Source organism: Undibacterium sp. TJN19 (assembly GCF_049339485.1).
Lineage (GTDB): Bacteria > Pseudomonadota > Gammaproteobacteria > Burkholderiales > Burkholderiaceae_D > Undibacterium.
On the sequence record NZ_JBMPPL010000001.1, the window covers coordinates 49,282 to 65,046 of the forward strand.

The window sequence follows — 15,765 nt, forward strand, 5'->3', positions numbered from 1 at the left end:
ACATCAGGCCAGTGCAATGCGCAAAGCCCGGATAAAGACTTTGATTTGCGGGAAAGTTAAATAATGTAAAATGGCGCTCGAATTGAAATTCGCCTGCATTACCAGCCAGCGTGGTATGGCAAAAAATGCGGAGCCATCAAACAATGTGATCCATCTTTATTATTCTCATACATGAAAATCTCAGTTTTCCTGTCGTTTTATATTTGTGCACTCAGCGCCAGTCATGCTGAAGATCTCTGGCCGTATCAATTTGAACTGGGTAAGAGTGCCCAGGCCGGATTTGAAAAATACAAGGAACATAAAACCAAGAAAGCCTTTGCCGTGGCTGCCGATGGTGCCTGGGGAACAGGATATGGCTTGAGCAACGACATTCAGGCCACGCGTCTGGCCCTGTCGAATTGCCAGCGCCGTAGCAAGCTCAATTGCAAACTTTATGATCTTGATGATGAAGCTTTCCAGGACAAGTATGCACAGTTCCTGTCTCAGTCTGAACTGGCCATAAAAAATTTCAAAGTCCAGGACGGTTATCAGGATTATGAAAATGGTGACTGGTTTTTACCCCCGGTAAAGCAACTCCGCCCCGGTAGCGAAGGTTTTCACTACGCCACCCCTACCAGCATAGAGGGCATAAAAAACATCAGCACACCTGAACTGGCAGAAAAGCTCGCTAAAAAACAGATCAGCGTGATCGATGCCCTCGGCATAGACAATACCAGCATGACGCTGCCGTTTGCCATCTCCCTTGATGGTGCGGCCAATCTCGCTGACGATCCAGCAGCCGTTTTCAATAAAAACCTGGATGAAGATCTGCACGCGGTCATGAAGAAAAACTTTCCGCAAAAAGAGGCAGCCATCGCCGTATTTTGTGCTTCAGAAGAATGCTGGATGAGCATCAATACTCTGGTTCGCCTCAAAGACATGGGCTATTCCAACCTGTATTGGTATCGCGGCGGCGTTGCTGCCTGGCAGGCGGCAAAATTGCCGCTGGTGAAAGCCGTGCCACTCTTGACGGTATTACGCTAACGCTTAAATATTTGGCTTGCAGCAGCACCAGAACCCAGGGTCATCATCTGATGACCCTGTTTGTTTTGGTCAAGCTGAACAGTGATGATGGTCGCGCAATTGCATGGCAATCATTGCTGCGATCGCAACCAGGATTTCAAAGGCTGCTGCGCATAAGCCTGCATTTTCTCGCCAACAAAAATCTGTGGTGATGAAGGATCAAATTTCGCTTTCTTCTCGCGCTCTGCCACAAGTTCTTTGGTATGTTCAAACACCTGCATCAGGTTTTGATCTGCATCGAGCTTGCTGCCAAACAAGGCATCAATGAAAAAAGTATTATGCGCCAAAGCCTGGCAACCGTATGAAACCTTGTCTTCTGCCGAAGCAGTTACGATGATGCGGTTCGGGGCTTTCAACTGTGAGATCATAGAACCTGAATAGCAGGAAGAAATAATCAATACCGTAGGGAATTTTTCCAGCGGTGCCAGTGCCGTTTTCAGATAGCGCGTCCAGATCGGTGCAGACGGCTTCTTACCTATTTCTACCGCGACCAGATCAGTAAAGCCATGGCTGCTGAGCATGATCGTGATGACGTCATCCGGCTTGGCCTGGCTGGCAATATCCCTGGCTGTCTGGTCTATGCTGCCCAAATGCGCAAATGGAGCATCAAGCTTGTCCTCGTGTGGCTCATTATCAAAACTGTAGCTAATCAGTTCAGGATTGATTTCTGCCAGCCTTTGCCTGACCAGTTGCACATCACCGAGAAAAGCTTTGGAACCTGAATGCAAGCCAAATCCGGCATACCAGACACGGTGATGGCTGATGGCATTGGCTTTCTCCTGATTAGCCAGCCTTTGCCGCTCCATCAGTTGATCACTCATCTGACGCGCCTTTTCCTGACTGGGGTTCAGGTCATACACACCTGGTTTCACAGCACAAGCAGACAAAAATGCCAGCAGGCCAGCCATCAACAGGGAACAGGAAAGTTTCTTCATTTATCTCTACACCACTTCTTCATGCAATCAAGCTGCGCATCATAGCATTTGTTAAAAAATGTGTCTTGAGCTGGTAGAAAATGATGTGACTATATCGACAGGCAATGCAGGACAGGTGATAAGGCCAGTCATCAAAAACAGTCTGCTCAGGTACATGGCCAAGACATTTTGGTGGAAATCAGTTTGACGCTGCATCAAACTGATTTCTTGATTCTTGCTCAATGCGGCAAGTCATGACAAGGGCGCATTGCAAAGCACCAGTTGCAACGCTGAAAGAAGATGGTAACAATATAAAACCGGTAGCCTATAAAACGCAGGCGACACCGATTGCGCATGGACAGAAATCTCACTTCGCCTTCTTTACCCACAACACATCTGGCCACAATGAGCCAAAAGAAAGCAGCGTAGCCAGCCAGCTCGCCAGTTTTGACCCCACGAATTGGATATCGCTGCAACCGTTCTTTGTAAAGCTGGCAGCATATTCCTTGCCGTGGCGGATATCATCGATGAGTGCCTGGCCACCGGGCTTGAGAACACGGGCGATTTCGGCAATGGCCTTGGCGCGATCTTCGGCATCGTAAAGATTGTGAATGGCAGCACGTGAAATGACATAATCAAAACTGCCATCACCAAAGGGCAGCTTGCGCATGTCGCAGGTCTGGATATTGACCTTGTCGGCGACGCCTTCACGATGGGCGTTTTCCAATGTGGCCTCAGGGGAGTTGCTTGAGAGGTCTTCGCTTTGCCAGAGGTCGATACCGGTAGCCTTGCCCGTGGTAAGACGCCTGGCAGCAGCATTGAGCAAGAGCCCACGACCACAGCCAATATCAAGCACTTGCTCATCCCCTGTCCAGTGCAGGCGTTGCAGCATATATTCGCGGCCACGGATTTTACCGATCTTGCTATCCCACAGCATCCACAGTGCAGTAAAGCTCATACCCAAACCCATGGCTAAACCAGTACCGGCCAGACTGAAATCAACATCGCCCTGACCGACAGGAACCAGCAAATGGCCGGACCAGTAAGCCAGTTTGGCACTCGCCCAGCAGGCCAGGCCAATCGAGGCAAAAATCAGCAGATTGCATATCACGCCCGGGGCATCAATCCCATAATCTGGACGCTCAACATTAGCCTTGTTCATATCTAATCCTGTGCAAACTGGTTGGAATAAGATGATTATCCACCCCCAGATGCACATGCAACAGTCGAACCTGTCACCAGTTTTTGATGACATTTGTCATTTTAATACCTGGCTGGACTGCTGACCAGGCAGGCAGAAAAATCAGCGAAAGCGGGGTCTATCCGGGTAAGGTCATAATAGATAAAAATCTTTGTAAAAAGCCCCACCTTTGCAGAAACTGCTTCAGCCGTGGAAAGCCTTGTAACAAATTGACCAATACAGAATATAGTGCACATCGCATGCTGCGATAAATCGCAGCTAAAGTCGCTTTTGCCTGCCCGCTAAAATCAGATAAGCGAGCACAGATAAAGTCTGACCCAAGCTACAATGCTACAAGCATTTGCAAAAAGCTTGTATCAATCCGGGAACTTTATTTTTGCAGCGATACGCTGCGAAATAAATAAAGAGGCATCACTGAAGCGCCCTATTTCGAGTCTTAATGGAGTGTTGTCATGAACAGCAGTACCCGCCAGATTGTTTTTATCGATGGCGTTGGCGGCAAGCGCTATATGCGCAGCAAGTTTGTACGTTATTTTGAAAAACGCGGGTATATTGTTGAGTGCTTTGACTACAAAGTGTCATCGCAATCCTTTGATGAAATCAAAAAGAATCTAAGCGATTTTTTAACCAATGTCGGCAATGATGGTGACTACCACGCCGTAGGCTACTCTTTTGGTGGCGTACTTCTCAGGACTGTGAATAACGAGCTTGCGCCCCGGTTACGGCCAAAACGTGTAGTCTTGCTTGCTTCACCAGTCCGCGCGATGAAACTTGCGCATAGATTAAGGGACTGGAAAATCTACCAGATGCTTACCGGAGAATGCGGCCAGTTTGCCGGCAATGATGAGCGAATGAGCAAAGTACCTCTGCCCAACAGCCCAAGCATCAGCATCTACGGCACTTGGCCATGGCTGGGCGTTTTCGGTTTCTTCTTTGGATTTACATGCGCACACGATGGCATGGTCGCAGCCAACGAGGCAATGCCATCGTCGCAGGAATATGCGCGTCCTGTTTCAGCAAGCCATGCTTTCATTCCATCGAATGAGCATGCATTGCAAGCGATTGAACAATGGTTCGGTATCGTTTAGCAGGCGAGTGCCGATATGATGAGTGAAACGTAATTTTACGCGCGCAGTAGTGTGAAAAACAGGTAAGCCAAAGCCAGTGCAGAATCCGATTTCCTTTTTTCTTAAACGAAGCGTGCGTTTTTACTTTGAATTGACGTTGACATAATAAACAATATAACTTGCCGAAGCCCTTGGAATTAATTGCCGTGCGCAAAATTACGCTCCGCTAATCGTACTTAAGCAAGCTGTTGGATCTTGCCTTCCGTAACGAGACAAAAATTTTTTAAATTTTCATATGCGCTAATTTTAGTTCTCAACATACCAAAATGTGTGGAGTTAATAGACATGGTTAAGATTCGCTACACTAATCGCAACAACCCTCTATTTTTTCGGTTCGCACCATGCACCAGATTCGAAAAAAGGTGCTCGCATCTTGCGCTGTTCTACGTCATCCACAATAGAAAATGTTCTATCTGTTTCAATCCGCTTTAGATTCAGTTGGCAAGATGCTTGCCCGCCACGAGAATAGCTACCTTCGTGTTGCTTTTCATAAATGATCAGATAACTTGCGCCAATTTCAGGAGTGAACTGAAATGTGATCGGGCACCCTATCGTTTCTACTGACTGACCAATAGTAACAGCCAGAAGGGTAGATGCTGGAATTTTAGCAGTGCGAAATCGATCTGCAGGGCGCTGAACGAATGATCGGCCTTTACACTCTTTGGCATCAGCGTAGATGACAAAATCCATTCCGCTATTTAAGCGATTTTCAAGCGTAATCTCCGCAACTGGTCCTTTTTCAGGCGACACATAGATCGCAGCAATCGCTGGCATTGGCAAAACGAATGATACGAGAAGTTGGAAATATATTGAAATTCGATTTATATTTATGCGCATCGCTTGAATGTATATGTTCAGTTAATAACGCAAGATATTCGAATTTAATTTCTACTATACTTACGCTATGACTATCATCTCACCGTAGGAGCACCTTTAGCCGAGCATACTGATGCTGAGCGCGGTTTACACTGCGAAAAATTCTTAGCTTAAGCCACTCCTGCCAATAAGCAAGGTTTAATGTTACGTCAGCATTATCACAACAATCCCTGCAACACATCCCTTGAATCAAACGCCGCACGGCGCAAACGGTCGTTCACACCTTGCCAGTCTTTGTCTTGCGGCAAAGCTTCTACCAAAATCAAATCTGCATGGGCGTGATCAAGTTCACGCAGGCCTGCGTATAAATCATGGGCATAGCCTACCGGGTCAGCAGGCAGGTGGCGCCAGGCTTCTGCTTTGATGGCGGGGTGGGCCTGGTAGCTCATGAGGGCGAGCTTTTTGTTTTTGGCGTGCAGGCGGTTGACGGTGTCGTCGAGTTCGGCGGCTTCGATCAGAATCACCGGTGTGTGCGGCGCGTAGTGGGCGTCCAGCGTACCGGATGTACGTGGGGCGGCGGCGTCTGGAGCGGCGGGTGTAACACCCAGCACGGCGGCCATTTGGGCGACGGTGATGTGTCCGGGGCGCAACAGAACGGGGCCGTGGGTGGCGAGGCGGCTCAAGTCAACGATGGTTGATTCTATGCCGACATCGCTCTGGCCGCCGTCAAGTATGTGGGCGATGAGGCCGCCGGGTTGTATCTCTTGCTCGAATTCTTCTTCTACGTGGGCTGCCATAGTCGGGCTGACGTGACCAAACTTGTTGGCTGATGGTGCAGCTACGCCGCCCTTGCCTGCCTTGAAGGCGCGCAAGAGTTCTTGCGCTACAGGGTGCGACGGGCAGCGTATGCCGACAGTATCTTGCCCGCCTGAGACGGCATCGGGGATATGGTCGGCGCGTTTCAAGATCAACGTCAGCGGGCCGGGCCAGAAGGCGACGATGAGCTGGTGCGCTTCTGCCGGGATGTCCTTGGCCCAGTAGCTGATGTCAGCGCCCGGTGCGACGTGGACGATGACGGGGTGGTTGGTTGGCCTGCCCTTGGCGGCGTAGATATTGGCGACAGCAACTGGGTTTTCTGCATCTGCCCCCAGACCGTAAACGGTTTCAGTCGGGAAAGCGACCAGTTGGCCTTGTTCCAGTGCTAATGCTGCTTGTGCGATTGCCTCAGGTGTACTGACTTGTGACTTCATGCCCACTCCGGTGCTGCGATGCCAAGGATAGTGCAGGCTTTGCTGAGGTTAGCCTGCGCTTCTGCCATCGTCGGTGAGACGAAGCTGATATGGCCCATCTTGCGGGCACGGCGGGCTTCTGCCTTGCCATAGAGGTGCAGGTGCGCACCCGGGATGGCCAGCACCTGATCCCACGCAGGTTCGCGCATGTTGTCGGTGTCGCCTTCATACCAGACATCACCGAGGATATTGAGCATGGCGGCTGGCGAATGCTGGCGTACGTCGCCCAGCGGCAATTGCGCCAGCGCCCTGACCTGTTGCTGGAACTGGCTGGTGATGCAGGCATCGATCGTGTAGTGGCCGCTATTGTGCGGGCGCGGTGCCATTTCATTGACGACTAGGCTGCCATCCTTGAGCACAAAAAATTCTATGCACAACACGCCGACATAGCCCATTTCTGCAATGATGTGCAAGGCCGCAGCTTGCGCCTTGTTAGCGACATCTGCCGACACATGGGTGCTGGGGGCGATAGTGGTGAACAGGATGCCATCGCGGTGAACATTTTCTGCAATCGGGTACACCACCGCTTCACCATCAACACCACGGGCGACGAGGACGGACACTTCATAGGCCAGTGGCAGCATTTTTTCGAGTACGCAGACCTGGCCGTTCATGCCAGCGAAGGCAGCGGCAAGTTCGGTGCGGTCACGTACGCGGGCCTGGCCTTTGCCGTCATAGCCCATGCGCACGGTTTTCAAAATGCCGGGCAAGAGCTCATCGCTGACTTTGGCAACGTCGTCCTGGCTATTGATAGCCAGATGCGGTGCCGGATAAACGCCAGTAGTCGTGCCACAGCGGGTGAAGAAGTTTTTTTCTGCGATGCGGTCTTGCGCGATGGAAACGCAGGCAGCAGCCGGGGCGACGAAGCTGGTTTGCGCCAGCAGATTCAGGCTTTCTGCCGGGACGTTTTCAAATTCTGTGGTGACGGCTTTGCTGACTTTGGCCAGCGCCATCAGGCCGGGGTGGTTTTCATAGCCAGCCTGGATATGCTGGCCTGTCACTTGTGCGGCAGGGCAGCCTGCTTCAGGTTCCAGCACGGCCACCTGGTAACCCATGGCTTGCGCCGCCTGGATAAACATGCGGCCCAGTTGGCCACCACCCATGATGCCGAGGCAACTGGCGGGGGTATTGGGTAACAATGGCTGGCGGGGCTGGGCGGGCTGTGGATGAGTGGTCATGGTAGTGATTTCAAACTAGGGATTGTTTGTACACAATAGTACAAATCAAATGAGATACGGATATTTAGGTAGATAGAAATCCGGGTTGCGATATCAAGTTTCGTTAATTGGCCGTGCACGTAGATTGGGCCGTGCCGTAGGTTGGGCTACGCTTCACCAGCCCAACACTGGGCCTCAACAAACGTATACGTGATTCAAACGCCAAGTGTTGGGCTGATAAGGCGTAGCCCAACCTACGGGATTAACCCAACTCACGGAGTTAACTCAACCTACGAGGTCAATCCAACCTACGAGCTTAACTCAACCCACGATCATTCACACTCAAACCGGCAACACCATATCGCGTGCAACTTGCGTTTGCTTTTCGCGGAACTCGATCAACCTGGACGCCAATGCATCATCTGTCGTCGCCAATATCGCAATCGCGGCCAGGGCGGCGTTTGCTGCGCCTGCCTCGCCTATTGCAAAAGTCGCTACCGGTATGCCTTTGGGCATTTGCACGATGGACAGCAATGAATCTTCACCGCGCAAGTATTTGGATGGCACGGGCACACCCAGTACTGGCACGATGGTCTTGGCAGCGATCATGCCTGGCAAGTGGGCTGCACCGCCAGCACCGGCGATGATGGCGCGCAGGCCGCGGTCGCGGGCGGTTTCTGCGTATGTGAACATTTCATCAGGCATGCGGTGGGCCGAAACAACTTTGGCTTCAAAACCTATGCCAAATTCCTTGAGGATGGCGACGGCGTTTTGCATGACGTCCCAATCTGAAGATGAACCCATGACGACGCCAACGACGATTTTATTATGCGTAGTCATCATCAGTCCTTCAGGCTTTCACCAGTCAGACGTTCCAGTGCTTCGCGGTATTTGGCTGCAGTTTTTTGCACGACTTCATCTGGCAGGGCTGGTGCTGGTGCTGTCTTTTTCCAGCTGGTGATGGTTTCCAGATAATCACGCACGAACTGTTTGTCAAAAGACGGTGGTGAAATGCCGGTAGCATACGAATCAGCAGGCCAGAAGCGGGAAGAATCAGCCGTCAGCACTTCATCCATCAGGTGCAGGACGCCATTGTCATCAAGGCCAAATTCAAACTTGGTGTCGGCGATGATGATGCCGCGGGTGGCGGCGTATTCTGCGGCTTCGGTATAAAGCTGTATGCTGATGTCGCGGATCTTGGCGGCCAGTTCTGCACCTATGCGTTGTTCAGTTTCTGCATAGCTGATGTTTTCATCATGCTCGCCCATTTCTGCCTTGGCTGCCGGGGTAAAGATAGGTGCTGGCAACTTGGCTGCCTGTGGCAGGCCTGCTGGCAATTGTATGCCGCAGATTGCGCCTGTCTCTTGATAATCTTTCCAGCCCGAGCCGATGATGTAACCACGTACCACGGCTTCTACCATGATGGGTTTCAGGCGCTTGGCGACGACTGCACGGCCTTTGACTTGTGCGACTTCATCTGCGGACACTACGGATTCTGGTGCGACGCCTGTCAGGTGGTTAGGCACGATGTGGCCGAGCTTTTCAAACCAGAAATTTGCCATCTGGTTCAGCACACGGCCTTTGTCTGGAATGGGTTCATTCATGATGACATCGAATGCAGACAGGCGGTCACTGGTGACGATGAGCAGCTTGTCGTCGCCGACAGCGTAATTGTCACGTACCTTGCCACGGCCCAGCAAAGGCAGGGAATGAAGAGTGGAGTTGATTTGCGTAGTCATGAGGGATTTCTTTATTTCGATCTGGATAGGGTTTACACAAAATTGTTGGTGGAAATTTTCATCGTGTAGGTTGGGCCGGGCCTCGCTAGGCTACGGTTTACCAGCCCAACACTGGGCCTCAACAAACGTATACCTTATTTAAACGCCGAGTGTTGGGCCGGGCCTCGCTAGGCTGATGAAGCGTAGCCCAACCTACGAGATTACTACCACCAATTTTGTCTAAACCCTGAACTTCCTCACTCCGGCTCACACCGGAATGAGGAAACAAACTTACTTATCTCTTAATTTACAATCTGCGCCAAAGCGCCCTTCTTGTACTGCTCTGCCACTTTTTCCAATGCCATAGGCTTGATTTTGCCTGCCTGGCCTTCGCAGCCGAAGGACAGATAACGCGCCTTGCAGACCAGTTTCGCTGCTTCACGCGCTGGCTTCAGGTAATCACGTGGATCAAACTTGGATGGGTTTTCAAACATATAGCGGCGGATCGCACCTGTCATTGCCAGGCGGATGTCGGTGTCAATGTTGATCTTGCGCACACCGTTCTGGATGCCGATGACGATTTCTTCCACCGGCACGCCATAGGTTTCTTTCATGTCGCCACCGAACTGGCGGATTTCATCCAGCAGTTCTTGCGGTACGGAAGACGAACCGTGCATCACCAGATGGGTATTTGGAATGCGCTGGTGAATCTCTTTGATACGGTCGATTGCCAGGATATCGCCAGTAGGCTTACGGGAGAATTTGTACGCACCGTGGGAAGTGCCGATGGCAATTGCCAGGGCATCACACTGTGTCTGCTTGACGAAGTCAGCGGCTTGTTGCACGTCGGTCAGCAATTGTTCGCGTGTCATTTTGCCGTCGGCACCGTGACCGTCTTCTTTGTCGCCCATCATGGTTTCGAGAGAACCGAGCACGCCCAGTTCTGCTTCTACCGTGACGCCGATGGAGTGGGCAAACTTGACCACTTCACGTGATACTTCGACATTGTATTCATAGCTGGCAACGCTCTTGCCGTCTTCTTCCAGCGAACCATCCATCATCACGGAGGTGAAGCCGGATTTAATCGCGGCCATGCAGACTGCTGGCGACTGGCCGTGATCCTGGTGCATGACGACGGGGATATGTGGGTAAGCTTCTACCGCGGCTTCGATCAGGTGACGCAAGAATGCTTCGCCAGCATATTTGCGGGCACCGGCAGAGGCTTGCATGATGACAGGTGCGCCAACTTCATCGGCAGCCTGCATGATGGCGGTGACTTGCTCCAGGTTGTTGACGTTGAAAGCTGGCAGACCGTAACCGTTTTCGGCGGCGTGGTCCAGCAATTGACGCATGGATACGAGTGGCATAATTAACTCCAGATTACTTATTAAAAATCAGTTCTCGCCGACCTTGACAATTTTCATTGCATTGGTCCCGCCAACCTGCCCCATGGGTTCACCCCAGGTGACGACGATCATGTCACCATGATGGACGACACCGTTTTTCAGCAGGACGGTTTCTGCCGATTTCAAGACCACATCGCGGTCGGCGGCATACGGCAGGTTAAAGGTTTGCACATTGCGATACAAGGCGGCTTTACGTTGGGTGGCGACACTCGGTGTCAGTGCAAACAAAGGCACATCGACACTGTGGCGGCTCATCCATAAAACAGTGGAACCGGACTCGGTCAGCGCGACGATGGCCTTGACACCCAGGTGGTGGGCGGTAAACAAGGCACCATAGGCGATAGACTGGTCGATGCGGGTAAAGGTCAGGTTGAGGAAATCAGCATCCAGTTTGTTTTCCTGGAATTTTTCTGCTTCCAGGCAAATGGCGGACATCGCTTCCACGGTTTCTATCGGGTATTTGCCAGAGGCCGTTTCGGCCGATGTCATGACGGCGTCTGTGCCATCCAGCACGGCATTGGCGACGTCAGACACTTCCGCACGGGTAGGCACGGCGTTGACGATCATCGATTCCATCATCTGCGTGGCGGTGATGGCCAGCTTGTTCGAAGCGCGCGCCATCTTGATCATGCGTTTTTGCAGGGCTGGCACAGCCGCATTGCCAACTTCTACAGCCAGGTCGCCACGGGCAACCATGATGCCGTCAGAGGCATCAAGAATTTCTTGCAGCAGAGGTATGGCTTCAGCACGTTCGATCTTGGCGATCATCATCGGCTTGTGGTTGTACGGCTCACCAGCGATGTTGGACAACTGTCTTGCCATTTCCATGTCAGTCGCATTTTTGGGGAAAGACACGGCGATGTAATCCGCCTGGAAAGACATCGCAGTCTTGATGTCTTCCATGTCCTTGCCAGTCAGCGCTGGTGCTGTCAGGCCACCGCCCTGGCGGTTGATGCCCTTGTTGTTCGACAGTTCGCCACCGATTTTAGTAATGGTGTGGATTTCATTGCCGATGATTTTTTCAACGACGAGCACGATCAAGCCGTCATTGAGCAGCAATACATCGCCGGGTCTGACATCACGTGGCAGCGCTTTGTAATCGAGGCCAACGCGCTCCTGGTTACCCATGTCGCAGTCTGCATCGAGGATGAACTTGTCGCCGTTTTCTATCTGTATGCGTGAAGTCTCGAATTTGCCGATACGGATTTTGGGGCCCTGCAAATCAGCCATGATGGCGATTTCGCGGCCACATTCTGCTGCTGCCTGACGCACCATGCTGGCGCGGTCAATATGGTCCTGCGCCTTGCCATGCGAAAAATTCAGCCTGACCACATTGACGCCAGCTTCTATCATGCGCTTGAGTGTAGACAAATCGTTGGAAGCGGGGCCTATGGTGGCAACTATCTTGGTGGCACGTGACATCTGGTCTCCTGATGTAAATATTATTTTGCAAGCGCTGCCTAAGCTACTGCGCGACACTAGTTTGAGCCTGCGATGCTCGTCGTACTCAAGTACGACTGCGCTTCCGCAGTTTAAATTCGTCAAACTAGTGCCGCTCGCTACGCTTATGCAGAGCCTGCACATTTGGTTTTATTTAATATCGTCAAAATCTCTACAAGAAACTCAAAAAATTTGCTTTTACAATTCAAATTTTCTCAAAGTCTCTGCGTTGAGATGAATGCATTTATTTCACAGCGCGTTGCAACAAAATTTCTACTGCTGGCAGAGTTTTGCCTTCCAAAAATTCGAGGAAGGCGCCGCCGCCTGTGGAGATATAACCGACCTTGTCAGCGATGTTGTACTTGGCAATCGCTGCCAGAGTGTCGCCACCGCCAGCAATCGAGAAACCTGCTGAATCGGCAATCGCCTGCGCCAGCACCTTGGTACCGTTGCCGAACTGGTCGAATTCAAATACGCCGACCGGGCCGTTCCAGACTATCGTACCGGCTTTTTTGATCTGCTCTGCCAGCAATGCGGATGTTGTCGGGCCGATGTCGAGGATCATGTCATCGTCTTCAACATCTGCCACTGCCTTGACCGTTGCTACGGCGGTTGGCGAGAATTCTTTGGCGCACACCACGTCAGTCGGGATAGGCACAGATGCACCGCGCTTGGCCATCATATCAATGATCGCCCTGGCTTCTTCCACCAGATCAGCTTCGGCCAGCGACTTGCCGATTTTGAGGCCGGATGCCAGCATGAAGGTGTTGGCGATACCGCCGCCGACGATGAGCTTATCGACCTTGTCGGCCAGCGATTTCAAAATGGTGAGTTTGCTTGATACTTTGGAGCCGGCAACAATCGCCACCAATGGGCGCGCAGGTTGACCCAGCGCCTTGCCCAAGGCATCCAACTCGGCGGACAGCAGCGGGCCAGCGCAGGCAACCGGGGCAAATTTGGCGATGCCGTGGGTCGTTGCTTCTGCACGGTGGGCAGTGCCAAAGGCGTCATTGACATAGATATCACACAGGGCAGCCATTTTTTGGGCCAGTGCGTCATCGTTTTTCTTTTCCCCCTTGTTGACACGGCAGTTTTCCAGCAAGACAACCTGGCCTGGTGCAACATCCACACCATCAAGCCAGTTTTGCTTCAGTTCTACCCTCACACCCAGCAATTCAGACAAACGTGCAGCCACTGGTGCCAGGCTGTCTTCAGGCTTGAATTCACCTTCGGTCGGACGCCCCAGATGCGAAGTCACCATGACTGCGGCGCCAGCCTGCAAAGCCTGCTGTATTGCCGGCACCGAGGCACGGATACGGGTATCTTCGGTAATATGGCCGTTGTCGTCTTGCGGCACGTTCAAATCGGCGCGGATGAAAACACGTTTGCCCTGAAGCTGGTTTGCTGCGATCAGGTCACTGAGTCGGTTGAATTGCATCGTGATATGGAATTGGCAAGGTTGAAGGGGGCGATTCTGCCTGCAAGAGTCATAACGCCAGGAATTATTGCAAAAGTCCTCAGCCCGCTATTTTACCAAAGCCCTGTACTGACTAACTGTTTTTGCGAAGGTTTTATACGTTAAATGCAAAAAACGATACCAAATCAACATCAATATTGACCATGATGAACTTTATAAGTTGAGTAAAATCTAATCAGCCTCTTTCCAGCTGGCTTTTGGCTGGAATCCGGCGGCATTCGTGGCATGTACGTAACAGGGGATACTTTTGCGCTCCCCACCTTTAAAGCCAGATTTTGTAGCCATTACGTAAATCAGACAAAATCAGTTAAGCCCCGCCTGCATTCAAAGAACTCAAAGACACCGGCAATATGGAAATACAAATTGATGTACCTACGTTTCATTCGCTTAAGGACGAATTGCGGTTCTTCACCGGGATAAAGGAAATAAGGGCAGTCAGGTCAATTCGCGGGTCAAACCGCTCGATTTTTATTGACCTCGATCTCCGGTGCCTGAGTCGCGACGCAATCCTTGAACTGATTGCCTTATTAACGCGCTATCAAATTAACACGCAACCATTGGCTATCATCGCAGAGCGTGCCAGGTTTACGTGGTTAAAGCATAAAAACTGGTATTGGCACAAGCCTATGTTTGGCAAACCAGGCCGCTAGCATTGTTTCAGTCTGGCGTGCCGGTCATATCGCCTCGCTCACAAACCCAGCCGGATATAAGTAAACACTGCCATACCAAAAAAGATGGTTTGCAGCATATTCTTGCGCACCAGAAAGAACGCGGTTGCCAGCAAACCCGCCAGCAAGCGTGGGTTTTGCAGGCCGACTTCCACCTGGCCATTGGTCAGCAACAAGTCGGGCACGATAATGGCGGCCAGTGCGCAGGCGGGTGCATAGCGCAAGGCTTCCTGCACGCGTTTGGGCAGACTGATGTGATGACCCACCAGCCAGAAACCACTGCGTGCAATAAAGGTGGCTACTGCGAGCAGGACGATGACGAGCCATACTTCAAGATCGCTCATGCGGCCTCCTGATCAGTGCTGGCAGGATTGGTGGTCTTTTTATCAAAAAATTCTTCCAGCAACATGGCCGTGCCCATGCCCAATAATACGGCCAGCAGCAAACCCAGCTTGTAAGGGAAATTAATCGTCAGCAGGGCACAAATGCCGGATACCACGACGCCAACGAATGCGGCACGGTTAATTACCAGTGGCAACATGATGCAAAGTATCGCCAGCGTCCCGGCAAAACCCAGGCCCCAGCTGGCGGGGATCTGGCTACCCAGCAAAATGCCGATGATGGAACCAATCTGCCAGGCCGCCCAGTTAGGGAAAACCAGCGCTTTCAGGTACGACAACTTACCTTTTTCCTCGCCAAATTCAGGGTAACGCTGCATGAACAGGCCAACCGAAATATCACCCGTCAGATAACCCAGCCATGCACGTGTACGCCAGGGCAGATGCGAAAAATGGGGCGCCAGAATGGCAGAAAAGATAACAAATCGTAAATTGACGACCAGTGCGGTGGCAAATATGACCCAGGCCGGGGCATGCGCAGCGATTAAGGGAAGGGATGCCAGTTGCGCAGAACCGGCAAATACCAGCAGTGTCATGCCAAACGCCTGGGGCAAAGTCAAGCCAGCCTTGATCATGGCCACGCCGACTACCAATCCCCATGCGCCTACGCCAAACCAGGTTGGCGCGCCGACTTTCAAGCCTTCCTTGAACGCGGCCTTGTCTGTTTCTGATTGCATGGGAGCGTTGTGATAGCGGAAAAGTCCACCATTTTAACGTTGAATGCAAAAACCTGCCGGTAACAGCGCAGCGCCGACTGTGCGTAAATCACAATAGTGTCACTCGCCAGACGCAGAATCCGTTAAAATCGCGGCTAGGTTTTAGCAATATTCACTTCAGCAAGGTCGCCGCATTTTGCGACTTGTCTCTTTTTTATTGGAGTCACCATGTCAGCACCCGTTACCGCCAGCAACGTCGTCGAATTACAAGCCAAGGATTTGCCTGCCCATTGCCCCAACCCGGCCATGCCGCTGTGGTCATCACACCCGCGCGTGTACCTGGATTTATCGCATGGTGGTTCGGCCACCTGCTCTTATTGCGGCACCCAGTACAAACTGGCGCCAGGCACCGTGCTCAAAGCGCATTAATTACCTG

At 51.8% G+C, this 15,765-nt stretch carries 15 protein-coding genes; 3 read left to right on the forward strand and 12 right to left on the reverse strand.

What is annotated here, in order from left to right:
• The first annotated feature begins 171 nt into the window (after window positions 1-171).
• Complete coding sequence (locus ACO0LH_RS00220; protein WP_422939021.1) at window positions 172-1,023, forward strand: rhodanese-like domain-containing protein; 852 nt, start codon at window positions 172-174, stop codon at window positions 1,021-1,023.
• Window positions 1,024-1,133: 110 nt separating this feature from the next.
• Here ACO0LH_RS00220 and ACO0LH_RS00225 read toward each other — a convergent pair whose 3' ends face one another.
• Window positions 1,134-1,997, reverse strand: a complete 864-nt coding sequence (locus ACO0LH_RS00225) for a C13 family peptidase (protein ID WP_422939022.1) — start codon at window positions 1,995-1,997, stop codon at window positions 1,134-1,136.
• Between the two features lie 346 nt (window positions 1,998-2,343).
• Window positions 2,344-3,138 (reverse strand): class I SAM-dependent methyltransferase, encoded by a 795-nt coding sequence (locus tag ACO0LH_RS00230; protein WP_422939023.1) that lies wholly within the window; start codon window positions 3,136-3,138, stop codon window positions 2,344-2,346.
• Window positions 3,139-3,629: 491 nt separating this feature from the next.
• Between ACO0LH_RS00230 and ACO0LH_RS00235 the strand changes: the two genes are divergently transcribed.
• The gene (locus tag ACO0LH_RS00235) at window positions 3,630-4,265 is read left to right on the forward strand and encodes a hypothetical protein (RefSeq protein ID WP_422939024.1); all 636 of its coding nucleotides are present in this window, start codon (window positions 3,630-3,632) and stop codon (window positions 4,263-4,265) included.
• A 360-nt stretch (window positions 4,266-4,625) separates the two neighbouring features.
• On the opposite strand, the gene ACO0LH_RS00240 is transcribed toward ACO0LH_RS00235, so the two are convergent.
• From ACO0LH_RS00240 to ACO0LH_RS00285, 10 genes are all read right to left on the reverse strand, one after another.
• On the reverse strand, window positions 4,626-5,141 hold the full coding sequence (locus ACO0LH_RS00240; RefSeq protein ID WP_422939025.1) for a hypothetical protein: 516 nt from the start codon (window positions 5,139-5,141) through the stop codon (window positions 4,626-4,628).
• Between the two features lie 197 nt (window positions 5,142-5,338).
• Window positions 5,339-6,370 carry an L-threonylcarbamoyladenylate synthase gene (locus ACO0LH_RS00245; protein ID WP_422939026.1) on the reverse strand — a complete coding sequence of 344 codons (1,032 nt, stop codon included), beginning with the start codon at window positions 6,368-6,370 and terminating at the stop codon, window positions 5,339-5,341.
• Entirely contained in the window at window positions 6,367-7,587 is a 1,221-nt protein-coding gene (locus tag ACO0LH_RS00250; RefSeq protein WP_422939027.1) for a 5-(carboxyamino)imidazole ribonucleotide synthase, read from the reverse strand. The genes ACO0LH_RS00245 and ACO0LH_RS00250 overlap by 4 nt, the downstream gene beginning before the upstream one ends.
• Before the next feature lie 321 nt (window positions 7,588-7,908).
• Entirely contained in the window at window positions 7,909-8,406 is a 498-nt protein-coding gene (purE, locus tag ACO0LH_RS00255; RefSeq protein WP_422939028.1) for a 5-(carboxyamino)imidazole ribonucleotide mutase, read from the reverse strand.
• Window positions 8,407-8,408: 2 nt separating this feature from the next.
• On the reverse strand, window positions 8,409-9,305 hold the full coding sequence (locus ACO0LH_RS00260) for a phosphoribosylaminoimidazolesuccinocarboxamide synthase (protein WP_110256739.1): 897 nt from the start codon (window positions 9,303-9,305) through the stop codon (window positions 8,409-8,411).
• A gap of 281 nt (window positions 9,306-9,586) precedes the next feature.
• Window positions 9,587-10,651, reverse strand: coding sequence for a class II fructose-bisphosphate aldolase (gene fba, locus ACO0LH_RS00265; protein ID WP_110256738.1), 1,065 nt, complete (start codon window positions 10,649-10,651; stop codon window positions 9,587-9,589).
• 27 nt (window positions 10,652-10,678) lie between these two features.
• Window positions 10,679-12,112 carry a pyruvate kinase gene (pyk, locus tag ACO0LH_RS00270; protein WP_422939029.1) on the reverse strand — a complete coding sequence of 478 codons (1,434 nt, stop codon included), beginning with the start codon at window positions 12,110-12,112 and terminating at the stop codon, window positions 10,679-10,681.
• Window positions 12,113-12,374: 262 nt separating this feature from the next.
• A complete protein-coding gene (locus ACO0LH_RS00275) occupies window positions 12,375-13,568 on the reverse strand; it encodes a phosphoglycerate kinase (RefSeq protein ID WP_422939030.1) in 1,194 nt (397 codons plus the stop codon).
• Between the two features lie 727 nt (window positions 13,569-14,295).
• The gene (locus ACO0LH_RS00280; RefSeq protein WP_422939031.1) at window positions 14,296-14,619 is read right to left on the reverse strand and encodes an AzlD domain-containing protein; all 324 of its coding nucleotides are present in this window, start codon (window positions 14,617-14,619) and stop codon (window positions 14,296-14,298) included.
• Complete coding sequence (locus ACO0LH_RS00285; RefSeq protein ID WP_422939032.1) at window positions 14,616-15,350, reverse strand: AzlC family ABC transporter permease; 735 nt, start codon at window positions 15,348-15,350, stop codon at window positions 14,616-14,618. The genes ACO0LH_RS00280 and ACO0LH_RS00285 overlap by 4 nt, the downstream gene beginning before the upstream one ends.
• 207 nt (window positions 15,351-15,557) lie before the next feature.
• Between ACO0LH_RS00285 and ACO0LH_RS00290 the strand changes: the two genes are divergently transcribed.
• Window positions 15,558-15,758 (forward strand): zinc-finger domain-containing protein, encoded by a 201-nt coding sequence (locus ACO0LH_RS00290; protein ID WP_422939033.1) that lies wholly within the window; start codon window positions 15,558-15,560, stop codon window positions 15,756-15,758.
• The last annotated feature ends 7 nt before the right edge of the window (window positions 15,759-15,765 follow it).